The sequence below is a fragment of the Novosphingobium sp. CF614 genome (genome assembly GCF_900113255.1).
Taxonomy (GTDB): Bacteria; Pseudomonadota; Alphaproteobacteria; order Sphingomonadales; family Sphingomonadaceae; genus Novosphingobium.
The window spans coordinates 470,042-486,481 of the sequence record NZ_FOOR01000001.1 but is presented as its reverse complement, the minus strand read 5'-3'; the positions used below and the strand labels follow the sequence as shown (position 1 = coordinate 486,481).

The 16,440-nt window shown below is 66.5% G+C and carries 16 protein-coding genes; 5 read left to right on the top strand and 11 right to left on the bottom strand.

Going from position 1 to position 16,440, the window contains the following annotated elements; genetic code table 11:
* Positions 1–8: 8 nt before the first annotated feature.
* From BM052_RS02285 to BM052_RS02275, 3 genes are all read left to right on the top strand, one after another.
* The gene (locus BM052_RS02285) at positions 9–212 is read left to right on the top strand and encodes a DUF2093 domain-containing protein (RefSeq protein ID WP_091142692.1); all 204 of its coding nucleotides are present in this window, start codon (positions 9–11) and stop codon (positions 210–212) included.
* On the top strand, positions 209–1,078 hold the full coding sequence (locus BM052_RS02280; protein ID WP_091142690.1) for a M23 family metallopeptidase: 870 nt from the start codon (positions 209–211) through the stop codon (positions 1,076–1,078). The genes BM052_RS02285 and BM052_RS02280 overlap by 4 nt, the downstream gene beginning before the upstream one ends.
* Before the next feature lie 116 nt (positions 1,079–1,194).
* On the top strand, positions 1,195–2,145 hold the full coding sequence (locus tag BM052_RS02275; protein ID WP_255405894.1) for an esterase-like activity of phytase family protein: 951 nt from the start codon (positions 1,195–1,197) through the stop codon (positions 2,143–2,145).
* A 102-nt stretch (positions 2,146–2,247) separates the two neighbouring features.
* On the opposite strand, the gene rpmB is transcribed toward BM052_RS02275, so the two are convergent.
* Positions 2,248–2,532, bottom strand: coding sequence for a 50S ribosomal protein L28 (gene rpmB / locus BM052_RS02270; protein WP_091142686.1), 285 nt, complete (start codon positions 2,530–2,532; stop codon positions 2,248–2,250).
* Between the two features lie 114 nt (positions 2,533–2,646).
* On the opposite strand from rpmB, the gene BM052_RS02265 reads away from it, so the two are divergent.
* Positions 2,647–3,102, top strand: a complete 456-nt coding sequence (locus BM052_RS02265) for a nucleoside deaminase (RefSeq protein ID WP_091142684.1) — start codon at positions 2,647–2,649, stop codon at positions 3,100–3,102.
* Positions 3,103–3,264: 162 nt separating this feature from the next.
* On the opposite strand, the gene BM052_RS02260 is transcribed toward BM052_RS02265, so the two are convergent.
* Complete coding sequence (locus BM052_RS02260; RefSeq protein ID WP_255405893.1) at positions 3,265–3,957, bottom strand: ribonuclease T2 family protein; 693 nt, start codon at positions 3,955–3,957, stop codon at positions 3,265–3,267.
* Positions 3,954–4,829: a carboxylating nicotinate-nucleotide diphosphorylase gene (nadC, locus tag BM052_RS02255; protein ID WP_091142681.1), complete on the bottom strand. Its 876-nt coding sequence runs from the start codon at positions 4,827–4,829 to the stop codon at positions 3,954–3,956. The genes BM052_RS02260 and nadC overlap by 4 nt, the downstream gene beginning before the upstream one ends.
* Positions 4,830–5,083: 254 nt before the next feature.
* Here nadC and BM052_RS02250 point away from each other — a divergent pair, with 254 nt between their 5' ends.
* The gene (locus BM052_RS02250; RefSeq protein ID WP_177198289.1) at positions 5,084–6,370 is read left to right on the top strand and encodes a dicarboxylate/amino acid:cation symporter; all 1,287 of its coding nucleotides are present in this window, start codon (positions 5,084–5,086) and stop codon (positions 6,368–6,370) included.
* A 44-nt stretch (positions 6,371–6,414) separates the two neighbouring features.
* Here BM052_RS02250 and BM052_RS02245 read toward each other — a convergent pair whose 3' ends face one another.
* The 8 genes from BM052_RS02245 to BM052_RS02210 all read right to left on the bottom strand — a co-directional run bounded on the left by BM052_RS02245 (position 6,415) and on the right by BM052_RS02210 (position 16,193).
* Positions 6,415–7,212 (bottom strand): LytR/AlgR family response regulator transcription factor, encoded by a 798-nt coding sequence (locus BM052_RS02245; protein WP_091142677.1) that lies wholly within the window; start codon positions 7,210–7,212, stop codon positions 6,415–6,417.
* Between the two features lie 46 nt (positions 7,213–7,258).
* Positions 7,259–8,437: a sensor histidine kinase gene (locus BM052_RS02240; protein WP_091142675.1), complete on the bottom strand. Its 1,179-nt coding sequence runs from the start codon at positions 8,435–8,437 to the stop codon at positions 7,259–7,261.
* A 64-nt stretch (positions 8,438–8,501) separates the two neighbouring features.
* Positions 8,502–9,200: a DsbA family protein gene (locus tag BM052_RS02235; protein WP_091142673.1), complete on the bottom strand. Its 699-nt coding sequence runs from the start codon at positions 9,198–9,200 to the stop codon at positions 8,502–8,504.
* Positions 9,201–9,602: 402 nt separating this feature from the next.
* Positions 9,603–10,964 carry a M48 family metalloprotease gene (locus tag BM052_RS02230; RefSeq protein WP_091142671.1) on the bottom strand — a complete coding sequence of 454 codons (1,362 nt, stop codon included), beginning with the start codon at positions 10,962–10,964 and terminating at the stop codon, positions 9,603–9,605.
* A gap of 104 nt (positions 10,965–11,068) precedes the next feature.
* Positions 11,069–12,439 carry a PAS domain-containing protein gene (locus BM052_RS02225; protein WP_091142669.1) on the bottom strand — a complete coding sequence of 457 codons (1,371 nt, stop codon included), beginning with the start codon at positions 12,437–12,439 and terminating at the stop codon, positions 11,069–11,071.
* A 124-nt stretch (positions 12,440–12,563) separates the two neighbouring features.
* A complete protein-coding gene (locus BM052_RS02220; RefSeq protein WP_091142667.1) occupies positions 12,564–13,865 on the bottom strand; it encodes an MFS transporter in 1,302 nt (433 codons plus the stop codon).
* Between the two features lie 107 nt (positions 13,866–13,972).
* The gene (locus BM052_RS02215; protein ID WP_091142665.1) at positions 13,973–14,707 is read right to left on the bottom strand and encodes a sterol desaturase family protein; all 735 of its coding nucleotides are present in this window, start codon (positions 14,705–14,707) and stop codon (positions 13,973–13,975) included.
* A gap of 34 nt (positions 14,708–14,741) precedes the next feature.
* On the bottom strand, positions 14,742–16,193 hold the full coding sequence (locus BM052_RS02210; RefSeq protein ID WP_091142663.1) for a DEAD/DEAH box helicase: 1,452 nt from the start codon (positions 16,191–16,193) through the stop codon (positions 14,742–14,744).
* Positions 16,194–16,440: the final 247 nt, after the last annotated feature.

Sequence of the window (16,440 nt, the reverse complement as noted above, 5' to 3'; positions counted from 1 at the left end):
AGCCGCCAATGCTCATGTCCTCCACCGATCGCCCCGCGACGCTCAGCTACGGCCCCAACGGATTCCGCGTGGTGAGCCCCGGGCACTACGTGAATTGCGCCGTGACCGGCGAAAGGATCCCGCTCGAGGCGCTGCGGTACTGGAGCGTCGACCTGCAGGAAGCCTATGCCAGCGCGGAGATCGCCACCCGGCGCCTGCTCGGGCAGGCATGAGGCGAACCGGCATTTCGCCGGCGACAGGCGGGCTCGCGGCGATTTCTATCCTGTTCGCGGTTGCCGGCGCGGCGCCGGTCGTTCCCGGGGAATTGCCACCGCGTCCGGCGCATCTCCTGTTCTCGGGCGAAGTGACGCAGGGTGGATGGATTCGCGGCACTGCTCCCGCCGGCACCAAGGCGCTTTCCCTCGATGGCCGGCCGGTGGCGGTGGCGCGCGACGGCGCCTGGTTCGCCGCCTTCGATCGCGACGCCGGCCCGCAGGCGACGCTGAGCGTGACGATGGCCGATGGCACCGCGCGCCAGCAGCAACTCGCCGTGGCGCCGCGCGCCTGGCAGATCGAGAACGTCAACATCCCGCGCAAGCCCGGCGGCCCGACCGAGGCGTTCATGGCGCTGCGGCGGCCCGAACTGGCCCGGGTCGACGTGGCGCGGGCCCTGGTGACGGGCGCGCAAGGTTGGCGCCAGCATTTCATCTGGCCGGTGAAGGGGCGGATTTCCGGGCGTTTCGGTTCGCAGCGCGTTTATCGGGGCGAGCCGGGAGCATACCATTCGGGCATCGACGTCACCACCGGCGCCAGCGGCACGCCCTTCGTCGCGCCGGCCGACGGCGTGGTGATCCTGGCGGCGGAGAAACCCTTCACGTTGGAAGGCAACCTGCTGATGCTGGACCACGGCATGGGCCTCAACAGCGCCTTCCTGCACTGTTCCGAAATCCTGGTGAAGGAGGGCGAGCATGTGAAGCAGGGGCAGGTGATCGGCCGGATCGGCATGACCGGGCGCGCCACCGGCCCGCACTTGCACTGGTCGATCAAGTGGCAGGACGCGCGGCTCGATCCGCTATTGTTCACCGGCCCGATGCGTTGAACGCGCGGGTCGTCGTTCTGGGAACTTGCGGCGGCGCTGGAACGGTCTAATCACGCATTGTGCGCCGCAACATAGCTCTCCTGTTCCCGTTTCTGGCCTTGTTGGCGATCACCTGGATGCGTGATCCTCCTGCGCCGATCTGCAGGGATCCCCGCGTCAGCGTCGTGCCGCTCACCATGCCGCCCGCGCGCATGCTGGCGCCCTTTCTCGGGCCGTTCCACCTCGAAGGGGCCTGGCAGCTCGAATCGCGCGATAGCAAGTTCTTCGGGTATTCCTCGATGGTTCCGCTGCCGGACGGCCGCATCCTGGCGATCAACGACGCCGGCGGATACATGCGGTTCTCGCCGCCTGGCGCAAAGCCGTCGGTTCCACAGCTACGCTGGATCAAGTTCGGGCCCCATGGGCGCGACAACTCCTACCACGACGTGGAATCGGTCGCGCATGATCCCGCCTCCGGCCGGTACTGGCTGGGCCTGGAGGGCCGGAACGCCATCTTCCGGCTGAATGCGAGACTGGTGGAGGAAGCCAGGATCAAGTCCCCCGCCATGGCCGGGTGGGCTCTGAACACGGGACCCGAGGCGTTGGCCCGGCTGCCCGATGGACGCTTCGTGACGATTCGCGAGATCACCCGATCGTGGCGGGATTCGCGCCTGCATGAGGCGGTCGTGTTCGATGGCGATCCGATCCTGCACCCCGATGGCCGCAAGTTCCTGTTCGACGGCCCGGACAATTTCTCGGTCGTCGACATGGCGCTGCTGCCCGATGGCCGCGCGCTCATCCTCATGCGTCGCTTGCTGTGGCCGCTGCCGATGCGCTTCGCCGGGCGAATCGTGATTGCCGATACCGCGCGGATCCGGCCCGGCCATGTCTGGCACTCGATACCGCTGGCCTCGCTCGCCTCGGTGCTCCCGGTCGACAATTTCGAGGCGATCGGCCTCGTGCCGCAACCGGACGGCAGGGTCGCCGTCTGGCTCATGTCGGACGACAACCGCATGCGCAGGCTGCAGCGGACGCTGCTCTGGAAGCTTTCGGTCGATCCGCGCCGCCTGCCCTGGCCGGACAATTGATCCCGGAAAATTGATCCCGGGCACGCAAAAAGGCGCGCGAGAAGCCCCGCACGCCTTGTTCACGCGCTCACCGATCGACGCTCCCGGCTGGGAGCGAGTGGATCAGGCGGCCTGCTTCTTCTTAAGTTCGCGCTTCACCTTGAGCGCGCGCGAGGACAGTTTCTCGTCCGAGGCCTTGAGCAGCCAGTTGTCGAGGCCGCCATTGTGTTCGACCGAGCGCAGGCCGTGGGTCGAAACGCGGAACTTGAAGCTGCGCTCCAGGCCATCCGACATCAGCGTGACGTTCTGGAGATTGGGCAGGAAGACGCGCTTGGTCTTGTTGTTGGCGTGGCTGACGTTGCAGCCGACCTGGCGGCTCTTGCCAGTCAGTTCGCAGATGCGGGACATATCTACTCTCGCTCGAAAAATCTGTGGCCGTCGGAACGGGAAGGCGCGCCCTTACCGATTCACCCAGGCAAGGTCAAGTTGCGCGACGGAATTTGGCGCGCTAGCGCGTCCCGCATGATCCGTTGGCCGCTCCCCGAACATATGCAGCTTGCCCTTGCGCAAGCGCGGGAGGCCGCCGATTCGGGTGAAGTGCCGATCGGCGCGGTCGTGGTCAAGGACGGCGTGGCAATCGCCATCGGCCGCAATGGGCCGCGCGAGCGGCACGATCCCACCAGCCATGCGGAAATCGAGGCGATTCGCGCCGCCGCCCGTGTGCTCGGCAACGAGCGGCTGGACGGCTGCGAGCTATGGGTGACGCTGGAGCCTTGTGCGATGTGCGCGGGCGCGATCGCCCACGCGCGAATCGCCCGGCTCTATTACGGCGCCTCCGATCCCAAAGGCGGCGCGGTCGAACATGGCGCGCGGGTATTCGAGCATGCGCAATGCCTGCACCGGCCCGAAGTCTATCCCGGCATCGGCGAAGCCGAATCGGCGGAACTCTTGCGTGGGTTCTTTCGCGAGCGGCGGTGATATTCGGGGATCACGCAGAGACGCGGAGGCGCAGAGAAGCTACGCGGCGAAGCCGCCCCATTTCCTCTTACGGTGCGTTTGGCCCACGATGTGAACAGCAAACGGGCCTGCGGCGCAAAGCAACATCTCTGCGCCTCCGCGTCTCTGCGTGATCCCTCATCATCATATCCCGCGCCAGATCTTCAGTGGCGCCGTATCGGCAGGTCCGAATTGCCACGGTGCGCAGCGTGTCGGGCGGAAGTTCTTGGCGTAGCATAGCCGCACTTCGCGCAGCCAGCCGGTGCGGCTGAGTTCGATGCCCACCGCGTCGCGCCGCCAGCCGCTGTTGGCCGCGACGAACTCCTCGCGCAAGTCGCCCACGGTCAGGTCCTGCTCGCGCGAAAGACGGTCGGCGTCGGGCCAGCGGATCGCGTTCCACAGGATCGCGCTGACCTTGAAATAGGTTTCCGGCCGGCTCGTCATGCAGCTGCCGTGCTTGGCCCATTCGTGCGCGAGCAGGCCGGGCGAAGGGGTCATGCACAAATGCCGCAGCAGCAGGTTCGCCGGCGGAACCGGCGCGGCGGCGCACCACTGCGGCGAAGGCCCGCGTCTCGACTCGGGCCAGAGGCCATGGAGAATGAAGCCGAAGCGTCCATAGCGGCGCGAGCACTGCATCGAGCGCGTGTCGCCGCTCGTCTTGCAGTAGTCGGGAGACCAGCTCGCGGCGAGCGTATAGCCGGCAACCGGCAGCTTGCGAACCGGCCCGTCGGGCGCCACCGGGCCGACCGGAACGAGGTGGCGAGGCAGGGCGCACTGATAGGCCTGCGCCAATGCCGGCGCGGGAAGCAGCGCGACCAGGGCCGCCAAAGCTTTCAAAGCGGCGTGAAATCCAGCCCGATGTCGGCCGCCGGCGCGCTCTGGGTCAGCCGGCCGACCGAGACGTAAGTGACGCCGGTGGCGGCAATCGCGGCGATGGTCGAGAGGTTGACGCCGCCCGAAGCCTCGGTGGGGACGCGGCCGGCGACCAGGGTCACGGCCTCGCGCAGCATGTCCGGACCCATGTTGTCGAGCAGCAGGTGATGCGCGCCGGCCTGGATGGCGGGTTCGATCTGTTCGAGGTGGTCCACTTCGCAGATGATCCGCGCCACGCCCGCGGCCCTGGCGCGCGCCACCGCCGGATCGACGCCGCCGGCGACGGCCACGTGGTTGTCCTTAATCATCGCCGCATCCCACAGGCCCATGCGGTGGTTCTGCGCCCCGCCCATGCGGGTTGCGTACTTTTCCAGGTGGCGCAGGCCCGGGATGGTCTTGCGGGTATCCAGCAGGACGGCTCCCGGCTTTCCGTTCGCGCCGCTCATGGCGTCGACGTACTCCCGCGTCATCGTCGCGATGCCGGAAAGGTGCTGCACGGTATTGAGCGCCGAGCGTTCCGCGGTCAGCATGGCGCGGGCATTGCCGGTCAGCCGCATGAGGTCCGTGCCCGGCGCGACCCGCTCGCCTTCGCTGGCGAGAATCTCGATTTCCATGGCCGGATCGAGCTTGCGGAAGAACGCCGCGGCGATCGGCAGGCCCGCGACGGTGATGGCGTCACGCGAATCCATCGTGCCGCCAAACCGCGCATCCGCATCGATCACGCTCTCCGAGGTGACGTCATGGCCTCCACCGGGCAGGCCGAGGCCAAGGTCCTCGGCGAGGGTGGCGGCCACGAACGCGTCGAGATCGAAGCCGGGGATCGAAAAGTCGTTCATGGCCAGCGTCCTTCGCGCGTTCGGAGGAAATTGTCGAGCAATACCAAGTCCACTGATCGGAACTTCTGTTCGCTTCCCTTCGCCGCCTCGCGGGCGACGAGCGGGGAGATGAGTCTCGCTTCAAGAGACTCGGTATAAGGTCTGCGAGGATCCAGTCCGTGGCGGCTTTCCCAAGACGATTGCCGCGATGGCGGCGGCACGCTAGCCTTCGCGCGATGCACCCGGAATTGCTACACGCCGCCGAAGATCCCCGCATGGAACGCGCCCGGCCCTGGTACGCGCATACCTATGCGCAAGTGCTGATCGCCATCGTCCTGGGCGCGCTCCTCGGATACTTCTTCCCGGCGACGGGCGAGGCCTTCAAGCCGCTGGGCGACGGGTTCATCCATCTTGTCAAAATGATTATTGCCCCGGTCATCTTCCTCTCGATCGTCACCGGCATTGCCGGCATGCGCGATCTGGGGGCGGTCGGGCGCGTCGCCGCCAAGGCTTTCGCCTATTTCCTCACCTTCTCGACGCTGGCGCTGTTCGTTGGACTGATCGTCGCCAACGTGGTGCGGCCGGGCGCGGGGCTCAACATCGATCCCGCTTCGCTCGATGCCTCGAAAGTCGCCGACTACGCGGTCAAGGCGCACGAGAGCACGCTGATCGGCTTCCTGCTGGGCGTGATTCCCGAAAGCCTGCTTTCCGCCCTCACCGATGGCAATATCCTGCAGACGCTGCTGGTGGCGATCCTCTTCGGCATCGCCCTGCCGCTGGTCGGTCCGCGCGGCGATCGCATCGTCACGGCGCTGGAGGACTTGTCGCTGGTGGTGTTCCGCGTGGTCGCCATCGTGATGCGGGTCGCGCCGCTGGGGGCGTTCGGCGCCATGGCCTATACCATCGGCAAGTACGGCGTCGGATCGCTGGCGAACCTGGCGCTGCTGGTGGGCACTTTCTACTTTACCGCCATCCTGTTCGTGGTGGTGGTGCTTGGCGCGGTCTCGCGGTGGGCGGGATTCTCCATCTTCCGGTTGATTGCCTATCTCAAGGCGGAACTGCTGCTGGTGCTGGGCACGTCCTCCTCGGAAAGCGCGCTGCCGCTGCTGATCGAGAAGATGGAGCGCGCCGGCTGTCCACGTTCCGTGGCCGGCCTGGTGATCCCCACCGGCTATTCCTTCAACCTCGACGGCACCAACATCTACATGACGCTGGCGGCGCTGTTCATCGCCCAGGCCTGCGACGTGCATCTTTCGCTGGGCGAGCAGTTGCTGCTGCTGGGGGTCGCCATGCTTTCGTCCAAGGGCGCTGCGGGGGTGACCGGCGCGGGTTTCATCACGCTGGCGGCGACGCTTTCGATCGTGCCTTCGGTGCCGGTGGCGGGGATGACGCTGATCCTCGGCGTCGACCGTTTCATGAGCGAATGCCGCGCCCTCACCAACTTCATCGGCAACGCGGTCGCCGCGGTGGTGGTCTCCCGCTGGGAAGGCAAGCTCGACAGCGCGCGGCTTGCCGATGCGCTCTCGGGCAAGCTGCCGGAGGTGGTTGGGACCCCGTCCTGACCCTTGCGGGACCCCCATGGGCCCCCCTCGGGACCCCCGTGGGATCAGTGCACGAACCGCGCGATGACGTCCCGGTACGAGCGCGAGACCTTAACCTGCGCACCGGAGTCCAGCACCAGGAAGCATTCGCCGTTGGTGTGCGGCTTGACCTGGCGCACCTGGTTGAGGTTGACGATGGTCGAACGGTGGACGCGCTGGAACACGCGCGGGTCGAGCCGGCGTTCAAGGTCCTTCATCGTTTCGCGCAGGATCAGCGAGTTGTCGGCGGTGCGGATACACATATAGTCGCCAGCGGCCTCGATATGCTCGATACTGTCGACATCGATGCGGAAGATCTGGCCCCGATCCTTGATGTTGATGAGCTTTTCGTAGCGATCGGCGCTGGGATCGGTTTCCTCGGGCATGGCCTCCATGGCGTCGGGCGCGACTTCGGCGAGCACCGTCTTGAGCTTTTCCGCTTCCTCGGCCGAGCGTTTCTCGGCGATGCGCAGGCGCACCCGCGCGAGGGTATCGTCCAGCTTGTTTTCCTCCACCGGCTTCATCAGGTAGTTCACCGCATTGGCCTCGAAGGCGCGCACGGCATGTTCCTGGTAGGCGGTGACGAAGACGAACAGCGGCGGCTCGATCTCCATCACGCCCTTGACGACGGAAAAACCGTCGAAACCCGGCATCTGGATGTCGAGGAAGACGAGATCGGGCTTTTCGGTCTTGATCTTGCGGATCGCCTCGCGCCCGTTCGAGCAGGTGTCGATGATCTCGACATCGGGGTATTTCTGAAGCCTTAGTTGCAGGCCCTGAATCGCCAGTTTCTCGTCGTCGACAAGGATCGTGCGGATGGTCATCTGTCGTGTTCTCCGGACCGGCAAACGCGCGCGGCCCAAAATGGTTTCAGCGCGCGGTCAGCACCGGCTGGCGCGTCGTTTCGGGGCCCTGCGATTCGGGACTGGCCTCGCTGGTGTCGCGGCGGTCGACGGGGATCTCTATCAACACGGCGAACCCGCCTTCGGCCGGCTCGACCGTTTCGAACCGGTGCTGCTCTCCATAGGCCCGGGCCAGGCGATCGCGGATGTTAGACAGGCCGACACCGGTGGATACCGGTTCCCCTCCATCGTAGGTCATGCCCGATAACCTGTTATCGGTGGTGGGACTTTGCAAGCCTGGTCCGGTGTCCGAGACGGTGATGCGAAGCATGGGACCGACGAGTTGCACGGCGATGGTGATCTCCGCGCCCGATTCCTGCGGCGTCACCGCGTACTTGATCGCGTTTTCGACCAGCGGCTGCAGCAGCAGCGAGGGCAGCAGGCAGGTTTCGGTGGCGGGATCGATCTGGAAAGTGGTGCGCAGCCGTTCCTCGAAACGCATGCGCTCGATGTCGAGGTAGAGTTTCAGCGTTTCCACCTCCTGCGCCACCGTGACCCGCGCCGAGGGCTGGTTGACCAGCGTGTAGCGCAGGAACGAGGACAGGCGGCTGAGCATCGCGTTCGCCGGCTCGGTCTGCTTGAGCAGCACCAGCGTGGAGATCGAGTTCAGCGTGTTGAACAGGAAGTGGGGATTGAGCTGATAGCGCAGCATCGCCAACTGCGCCTGCGTCGCCTGGGCTTCCAGCGCTATCAGCTGGTCGTTCTGCTCTTCCACCCGGAGGTAGAAATTGACCATGTAGTAAAGCGCGGTCCAAGCGCCCAGCAGCGTCGCGTCGAGGTAGAACACGCCCAGGAACAGCTGGGTGAAGCTCGCGTCGCCGTCGGTCCGCCACAGGGAATAGACCCAGGCGTCTATGAAGGCGTGCAGCCCCACGGCGAAAGGCAGGATCAGCACCGTCAGGCTCCAGGTGACGAGCGCGCGCCGTGCGATCAGCGCGCGGTAGATCACCGAGAGGACCAGCGAGATCGAAAAGCCGGTGATCGTCGCGATCAGCACCAGTACGAGCGCGGCGATCGGCAGGTTGTTGGCCACCTGCGACATCGCGCGCAGCAGCATCGCGCCGGCCCAGCCGGCGAACTGGAGCCGCCAGAAGGCCTTGTCCTTGTTGGCGAAGAACGGGATCGGTTGGATCGGCAGGACGCGCATGGGCACTGGTCTAGCCGAAATCACGTCGGAGCTGAAATGCCGCGAGGATCATCGTGCCGAGTTGTCAACCTCCGCGTGCGGCCTGGACCGCTTCCGAGAGCTGGCCGATGCCCACGGCCCCGGCGATCAGCCGGTCGCCCGCGATCCAGCTGGGGGTGCCGGAAAAGCCGAGCCGGTTGGCAAGATCGAGGTTGCGGTTGATTTCGGCCGTCACAGTCGGGCTGGCGGCGGTCCTGCGCGCGCGATCCATGTCGAGCCCGATGGTGTGCCCGACCGCCTCGATGGTCTGCTGGTCGAGCTGCCCGGCGGCGAACATGGCGTCGTGGAACGCGGCGTACTTGCCCTGCTCGGCGGCGGCGAGCGCCATCCGGGCCGCCGCCGGGCTGTGCGGGCTGATGATCGGCAGTTCGCGGATGACGATGCGCAGGTCCGGGTTGGCGGCGATCAGGCCGCGCACGTCGGGCAGGCTCTGGCGGCAGTAACCGCAGGCGAAGTCGGTGAATTCGACCAAGGTGACCTTGCCGTTTGGATTGCCGAGCACGGCGCCGGGAAAGGGCGTTTCGACCGTCGAGCGCACGCCGGCAAGCTGCTGCGCCGACTGACGGCGCTGCAGTTCGTCCATCGCCTGGGGCAGGATTTCGGGGTGCTTGAGGATATAGTCATGCACCACCTGCTCGACCGCCTTGCGCCCACCATACCATCCGCCCGCACCCACCAGCGCGAGGCACCCGGCGATCACTGCGAACTTCGTGCCACTACCCATGTGTTTTCCTGCAATTCGTGTCTCGTCCGCCTTATATGGGCGGATCGAACAAATGACTCGTCATTTCCGCGTCGGCGGGAAACCATCTTCCGAACCATCGGCCCGACGCAAGGCCGGGAGACAGATCCTGCGCGGAATGACGAAGAAAGGTCGAATTTTTGACCGTTGGCACTTTCCAAATCCGATTGAACGGAGCTTTTGTTCCCCCTTCCCTTCGTCAATTGCGAGCCGCCGAAGGCGGCGCGCCAATCCAGGATCGATGGCGCCGCTCTGGATTGCTTCGGCGGTTTCGCCGCCTCGCGGGCGAAGACGAGTCTCGCTCCGAGAGACTTGGCGTCAGAGCAACTTCCAGCAGGATGGAATTGCCTGGCGACTCGGAAATCATGAAGAACAAAGCAAAATCTAGCGACGCTTCTTCTCGCGCTCCAGTTCGGCGCGCGCCTGCATCTCGATGTCCTGCGCGCGCAGCCAGTCGGGTGAGCCGGTGGGCAACCCCGCTTCGGCGGCCTGCGCGCTCATCAGCGCTTCGGTCATGTTGCCGGAGAGCACTTGCTGCTCCGCGCTGGCGAGGCGCGCGCGCGGCATGTCGCCATTGGCGGCATAGATCGTGCCGAGCTGATACCAGGCGAACGGATTCTCGCGGTCGCGTACCACGGCCGCGCGCAGCACGCGTTCGGCTTCCTTGAAGTTTGCCGGATCCTCGGTGGCCATCAGCGCATGGCCGAAAAGCGTGGCGATCAGCGGCTGGTTGGCAGTGAGCTGGGTCGCCCGGCGGAGCGGCTCGATCGCGTCGGCCGGCTGCCCCGATTCGAGCAGGATCTGGCCTTCGAGTTCGAGGAAGTAGGGATCGCCGGGATCGCTGGCGACCAGCGCCTGGGTTTCGGCGCGCGCCTGGTCCAGTTTCGATTCGCGGTTGTAGGCATAGGCGCGGGCATAACGGGCGGGAACCGAATTGTCGGTTTCGGGATAGCGGCGATAGACGTTGCGCGGCTCGGCGAGGTAGCCATAGAGCTTGGCCTTCATTCGCACGAAGCGCTGTTGCAGCACGGGATCGTCCGGTTTGTTCCACGCCGGGTCCTTCGCGTAAGTGTCTTCCAGCGTGGCGATGCGATCGCCGGTCAGCGGGTGGGTGGAATAGAACTCGTCGCCGTCCTTGGGGCGGTAGCCGTAACGGTATTCCAGGTTCTGCAATTTCTTGAAGAATTCCACCGAACCGCGCCCGCTGATCCGGGCGGTGGAAAGGTACTGCGCGCCGGCGGCGTCGGCCGAGGCTTCCTGCGAGCGGGTATAGGCGAGGTATTTGCCCATGGCGGCCTGCTGCCCGGCCATGATTACGCCCATCGCCGCTTCGCCCCCGCCTGCCGCCGCCGCCGCCGCGCCGAGCAGCAGCGAGAGCAGCGATATGCTGGTGGCGGGACCGGCACCCTGGTTGAGCACGGCATGGCCCCCGGTGACGTGGCCAAGCTCGTGCGCGATCACGCCCTGGACTTCGGCGGCGGTGTCAGCCTCGTCGATCAGGCCGGAGTTGACATAGACCGCCTGACCGCCCGCGACGAAGGCGTTGACCGAACCGTCGTTGACCAGGACGATGTCGACATTGGCGGGATCGAGCCCGGCCGCCTTGATAAGCGGCGTCGCCATGTCGTGCAGCAAGGCCTCGGTCTCGGCGTCACGCAGGATCGACTGCGCCGCCGCCGGAGCGGTCGACCAGCCGAGCAATGCCAGGAACGCCAGGATGGCGGCGGGAATTCGCAACTTCGGCATCGTGCCTCTTGGGACCGTGCGGCCTTAACCGGCGCTGAAGTGCCGGTGCGCCATCAGCCTAGTCATAGCGTGCCCCGTTGCAAGGGGGCGCCGCGCGAGCGGGGTCAGTCGAGCAAGTGCCGGGCGGCGCGATCCAGCAGTGCCGCGTCATCGGCCACTTCGCCCAGCAGGACCAACTGGCCGTCGTCCAGGCGGCGCGCGACCAACACGGTGAACTCGCTGCCCCTGCCAACCGAATCGAGTGTCCGGGGCTCGAGCTGCCGCAGGCCTTCGACCAGTGTCTGGCGAACGGTGCGCGGGCTGGCCGTCCGGCTCGATTCCTCGCGGCGCAGGCGGCGCTCCTCGCGAAGCAGCCCCTTGAGCCCGCCTGGAGTGCGGACAAGCAGCATGGCGAGCGCGCCGCGCTCGATGCCGAGCCGCTGGCCGTGGGTAATGACGGTGGCGAACTCGGTAAGCCGGGTCTTGTCGTAGTCGGCCCCGAAGACCAGCTTGACCAGCGGGATCAGCGGCGCGCGTTCCTGCACCTTGAGACCGGCGTCCTCGACAAGCTCGGCGAAATCCTCTGGCGCCTCGGCGGCGGCCAGCGCGAAATCGTAAGCGTGGCCGATCGCATCGTAGAGCGCCTTGCGGGACCGGTCCTCGCTGTTGCGGGCGTTCAGGGCCTGTTCGCGCGCGGCGGCCAGCCAGTCGCCCAGCGACATGTCCCGGGAACGCGGGGGAACCGCGATCTCGTCGAAGTAGTCGTCATGCGTCCCGAATTCGGCGAGCGGCAGGTCGACCGGGGTATAATCGCAAGCGGACTGGCCGAAATCGAGATCGGCCGGGCCATCGGCCCATTCGTTCATCGGTGCGGTTTCGCGCAGCATCGCCGGGAACGGCGCGCGGCGCGTGTCCACCGCCTCGTCGACCTGCTTCATCAGCGCGTCAGTGCTCGACTGGTCGGCCAGTTCCTTCCAGTTGATGACGCCGTAGATGTGGTCGATCGTGGTGTCGTCGCGTGAGAACGGCAGCAGGATGCCGCGATAGAGGATGGTCACGCCGCGCTGGTTGATGAACTCGGCCTCGAATCCGATCGGCGCCTGGTTGGCCAGGATCTGCATGTAATGATCGGTGATTCGCGACAGCAGCGAGCGGCTGGGAACGTCGTCCAGCCAGTTGATCTCGCCGTGCGTGCCGCATTCCTCGGCCAGTTGCGCCCCGAGGTAGCCGATTGCCGGATTGTCGATCCCGTCCGTGAAGTCCAGCAGGACGCTATAGGGGCCGAAGTCGTGCAACTCGTCGGGATGGAGGGCTTCGATGTCGGGAAATGTGCGGTTTTCCAGCAGGCTGGCCCAGAAATTGTAGGCGCGCACCTGCATGCGCCGTTCGTCGTTGCCGATCACTGCCGGTGGTGAACCCGCGCTTGTCTCGTCCTCGCCGAAAGAGGTCGCTTCCGGTTCATCCCGGCTGGACAGCGGACCGCGCAAAGTATCCATGTGGCTTCCCCACTAAACCCAATCGACTCCCTTCTGGCGCAACATGGTGAATTAAAGTTTAAGTTGCGCCCGGTAGAGTCCTTGAGGTGCGCGCGGCCCTGAAACCTCGCAATGGCTAAGATGGCTATGGATGCCGAAGCACGCCCTCGCCGGGGCGCGGCAGCGGGGCGAGCAGGCGCAGCACGACGAAGGAGGCGACTAGCAGCACGGAGCCGGCATGGAGCGCGAAAGGCAGGCTCTTCCAGTCGGCGATCATGCCCCAGGCCCAGGACCCGATCGCCATGCCGCCGAACGTCACCGCCTGGTAGATCGACAGGCAGCGGCCGAGGATCTCGTCCGGCGAGCGCATCTGCACCGCGGTGTTGAGCGTGGTCAGGATCATCACCCATGCCATGCCGGCGACGAAGGCGGCCGGCAGGGCATGGAGGATCTGATGCGCCTCCGCGATCAGCGACATCGTGAAGACGAACATTCCCGCGCCCAGCGCGAGGATGCCTTCAAGCCCGAGCTTGCGGCGGATCGTACTGATGAACGGCGCCGTTACGATCGAGCCGATGCCGAACAGGCCCAGCATCAGCCCGAAGTCCAGCTCGTTGCCGCGGATGGGGCCGCTGACCACTGTCGGCAGCAGGGCCTGGTAAGCCGAGAGGCTGAAGCCGAGCGCGAGCCCGCGCAGGAGGATTCGGCGCAGTGGGCCGTTGTTCGCGCAATAGCGGATGCCGATCGCAACGGCCGGCAGGATGGGGCGGGGCTCGTACTGGCGCGCTTCGGGTTGCCACCACAGCAGCACGCCGATCAGCCCGATATAGCTGACCGCGTTGATCGCGAAAGCGAACGACACGTCCCAGATCGAAATCAGCAGCCCGCCCAGCGCCGGACCGATCGAACGGGCGATGTTGAACGAGATCGAATTGAGCGCGATCGCCTGCGGCAGTTCCTTGCGCTCCACCTGCTGGCGGACCGACGCCTGCCAGGCGGGCGAATTGAGCGCCGAGCCGGTGCCCACCGTCAGGGTGAAGGCAAGCAGCAGGAACGGTGTTATCAAACCGGCATAGGCAAGCGCGGCGAGCAGCGCCGAAACCAGCAGCATGCCGACTTGCGCCGCCAGCATGACCCGGCGGCGGTCGTAATTGTCGGCGATGGCGCCCGCGAACATGCCGAACAGCATGATCGGCATCGTTGCCGAGGCCTGTACCAGCGCCACCATCTGGTGCGAGGTCGTCAGTTCGGTCATCAGCCAGGCCGCGCTTACCCCCTGCAGTGTCGAACCCAGGTTGGAGAACAGGTTGGCGATCCAGATCGCGCGGAAAATCGGATAGCGGAACGGGGAGAAGGTGCTGCCATGCGAGTGCGGGACAAAGCCCTTCGTCGTCACTTCGACGACTTCCCCAACGACTTCCTCGACAAGGCTCTCTTCTCGCGCCACGCCATCGGCCTAGGGCGCGCGCGCGCCTGCGGCAAGCCCCTGGCGGGAGAAGAGTTTGCAGTCGATCGCCGGTGGATGGGGATGCCCTCTCCGCTGCGTACCGCGCATCAGGGCGGGGACAGGCCCCGGTCGGTGCCGCACAGATGGTCCCAGACGCGGAAATAGAGGCCGTAGTTGCACCGGTAGAATTCATGATGCCGGTGGTGATGGCTGGCGGTGATGAGCCAGTGGCCTAGGCGCGATTCGACGATGCGGCGGGGAAACATTTCCCAGCCCATGTGATTCGCGGTTCCCATGATCGTCATGATCGTCAGCACCAGGGCCAGCACGCCGGCATGGACCGGCACCAGCAAGACCAGCGCCGGGATCGCCACCGCGCCCGTCACCGCTTCCAGCGGATGGAAGCTCATCGCTGCCCATGCGGTGGGCGGGCGGCTGGCATGATGGACCGCGTGCGCCAGGCGGAACGGCTCCGGACGGTGCATCCAGCGGTGGGTCCAGTAGAACCAGGTATCGTGAAGGAACAAGTAGACGAACAGCGAAAGCGGCATCCACCACGGCGGCAGCGCCAGCGGATCGGCATAGATCCGGGTCCAGCCGTGCTCCCGCCAGCCCCAGGCGACGATGCCGGCCGGCACGCCGTAGATCGCGGCGGACAGCAGCGACCAGCCGATCTCGCGCCGAATCTGCCGGCCGAGCCCGGTGTAGCGCCCGGGCCGTACGCGTGCGGTGACCCAGGCGAACAGGCCCGATGCCGCGAGATAGCGCAGGCCCACGATCGCCGTCATGGCGAGAGCGGAGGCGGCCGCCGCCCACGCGCCGGGACCGAGGTTGGCTGGCATGGCGGAGCCTTATGACTCCGCCTGGGCCCGGATACTAGCCGGTCCGGCGCACCGCACCCTTGTGCGCGCCGGCGCCCTTGGGGCCGCGCGGGCGGAAGTGGCGCTTGGCCCCCTGGCCTGGATCCTCGCCGGCTTCGCGCCTGTCGCCGCGCTGGCCGTCATGACGCGGGCGATCGCCGCCGCGCTGTTCCTTGCCGCCGCTGCGCGGCTGCTGGCCGTTCGGTTTGCCACCGCCCTGCCTGCGATCCCTGTTCCCGCCGCCCTGGGGCTGCGCGGGCGCCTTGTTCGAAGGCGCGGGCAGGCGCGCGGCCAGCTTGATGAAATCCTCGGGCAGGCCCCGAAGATCGAGCTTGACGCGGGTCAGCCGCTCGATGTCGCGGATGTAGGGCTTCTCGTCCGGCGCCACGAAGCTGATCGCGACGCCGCCCGCGCCAGCGCGCGCGGTGCGGCCGATGCGGTGGACGTACTGTTCCGGCACGTTGGGGATCTCGAAGTTGTAGACGTGGGACACGCCCGAGACGTCGATGCCGCGCGCGGCGATGTCGGTGGCGACGAGCACGCGCACGGTGCCCTGGCGGAAGCCGCCGAGCGCCGCGGTGCGCTGGCCCTGGCTCTTGTTGCCGTGGATCGCCGCGGCGGGAATGCCGGCGGCGGTCAAGTGGCGCACGACGCGATCGGCGCCGTGCTTGGTGCGGGTGAACACGAGCGCGCGGTCGATCGCGCCGTGCTCGGCCCGGTCGGCGGCATCGGGGGCCAGGCCTTCGCGCAGGCGCAGGGTCAGCAGCGCCTGCTTCTCGGCCTGGTTGACGAAAGTCGCGTACTGCTCGACGCGTTCGGCGGTGGTCGATTGCGGGGCAACCTCGACACGCACCGGGTTGTTGATGAACTGCCTGCCCAGCTCGGCGATGGCCTGCGGCATGGTGGCCGAGAAGAACAGGCTCTGGCGCGCCTTGGGCAGCAGCGCGGCAACGCGCTTCAGCGGCACGATGAAGCCCAGGTCCATCATCTGGTCAGCCTCGTCGAGCACGAAGATCTCGACATGGCGCAGCGTCAGCGCGCGGCTGTCGATGAGGTCGAGCAGGCGGCCCGGCGTGGCGACGAGCACGTCGCAGCCGCGCTCCAGCGCACGGGCCTGCTTGCCGACCGGCACGCCGCCGAACACGCACTGGACCGAGAGGTTCAGGAACTTGGCATAGCCGCGCATGTTGTCGGCGATCTGCGCGGCCAGCTCGCGGGTGGGCGAAAGCACCAGCATGCGGCAGCCGGCATTGTTGCGCGCCTTGGGATCATTTGCGAGGCGGTGCAGCGAAGGCAGCGCGAACGCGGCCGTCTTGCCGGTGCCGGTCTGGGCGATGCCAAGCAGGTCGCGGCCTTCGAGCAGGGCGGGGATTGCCTTGCGCTGGATCGGTGTGGGATCGGCATAGCCCTTGACCTCGAGTGCGCGCAAAATGGGCTCGGCCAGGCCAAGTTCGGAAAAATAGGACATACGTCACTTTCAATAAGTGCGGGGCGCGCGGGCTCATGTGGCCCGCGAACACGGCAAGGGTTCGTTTCGGGCGACCCTGCGTGAAGAAGGAAGCTTGGTTTCGATGGCAACCGCTCGTCCGGGCCGGTCCAGGCGCTGTGCACCCAGACCTCACGCTGCTCTCGGATTGCGGCGGGAATTGATCCCGCGCGCCGGTTGCTGCCGGGCCCTTTAATGTGCATTGCAGCAGAACGCAAGAAAATTGCGC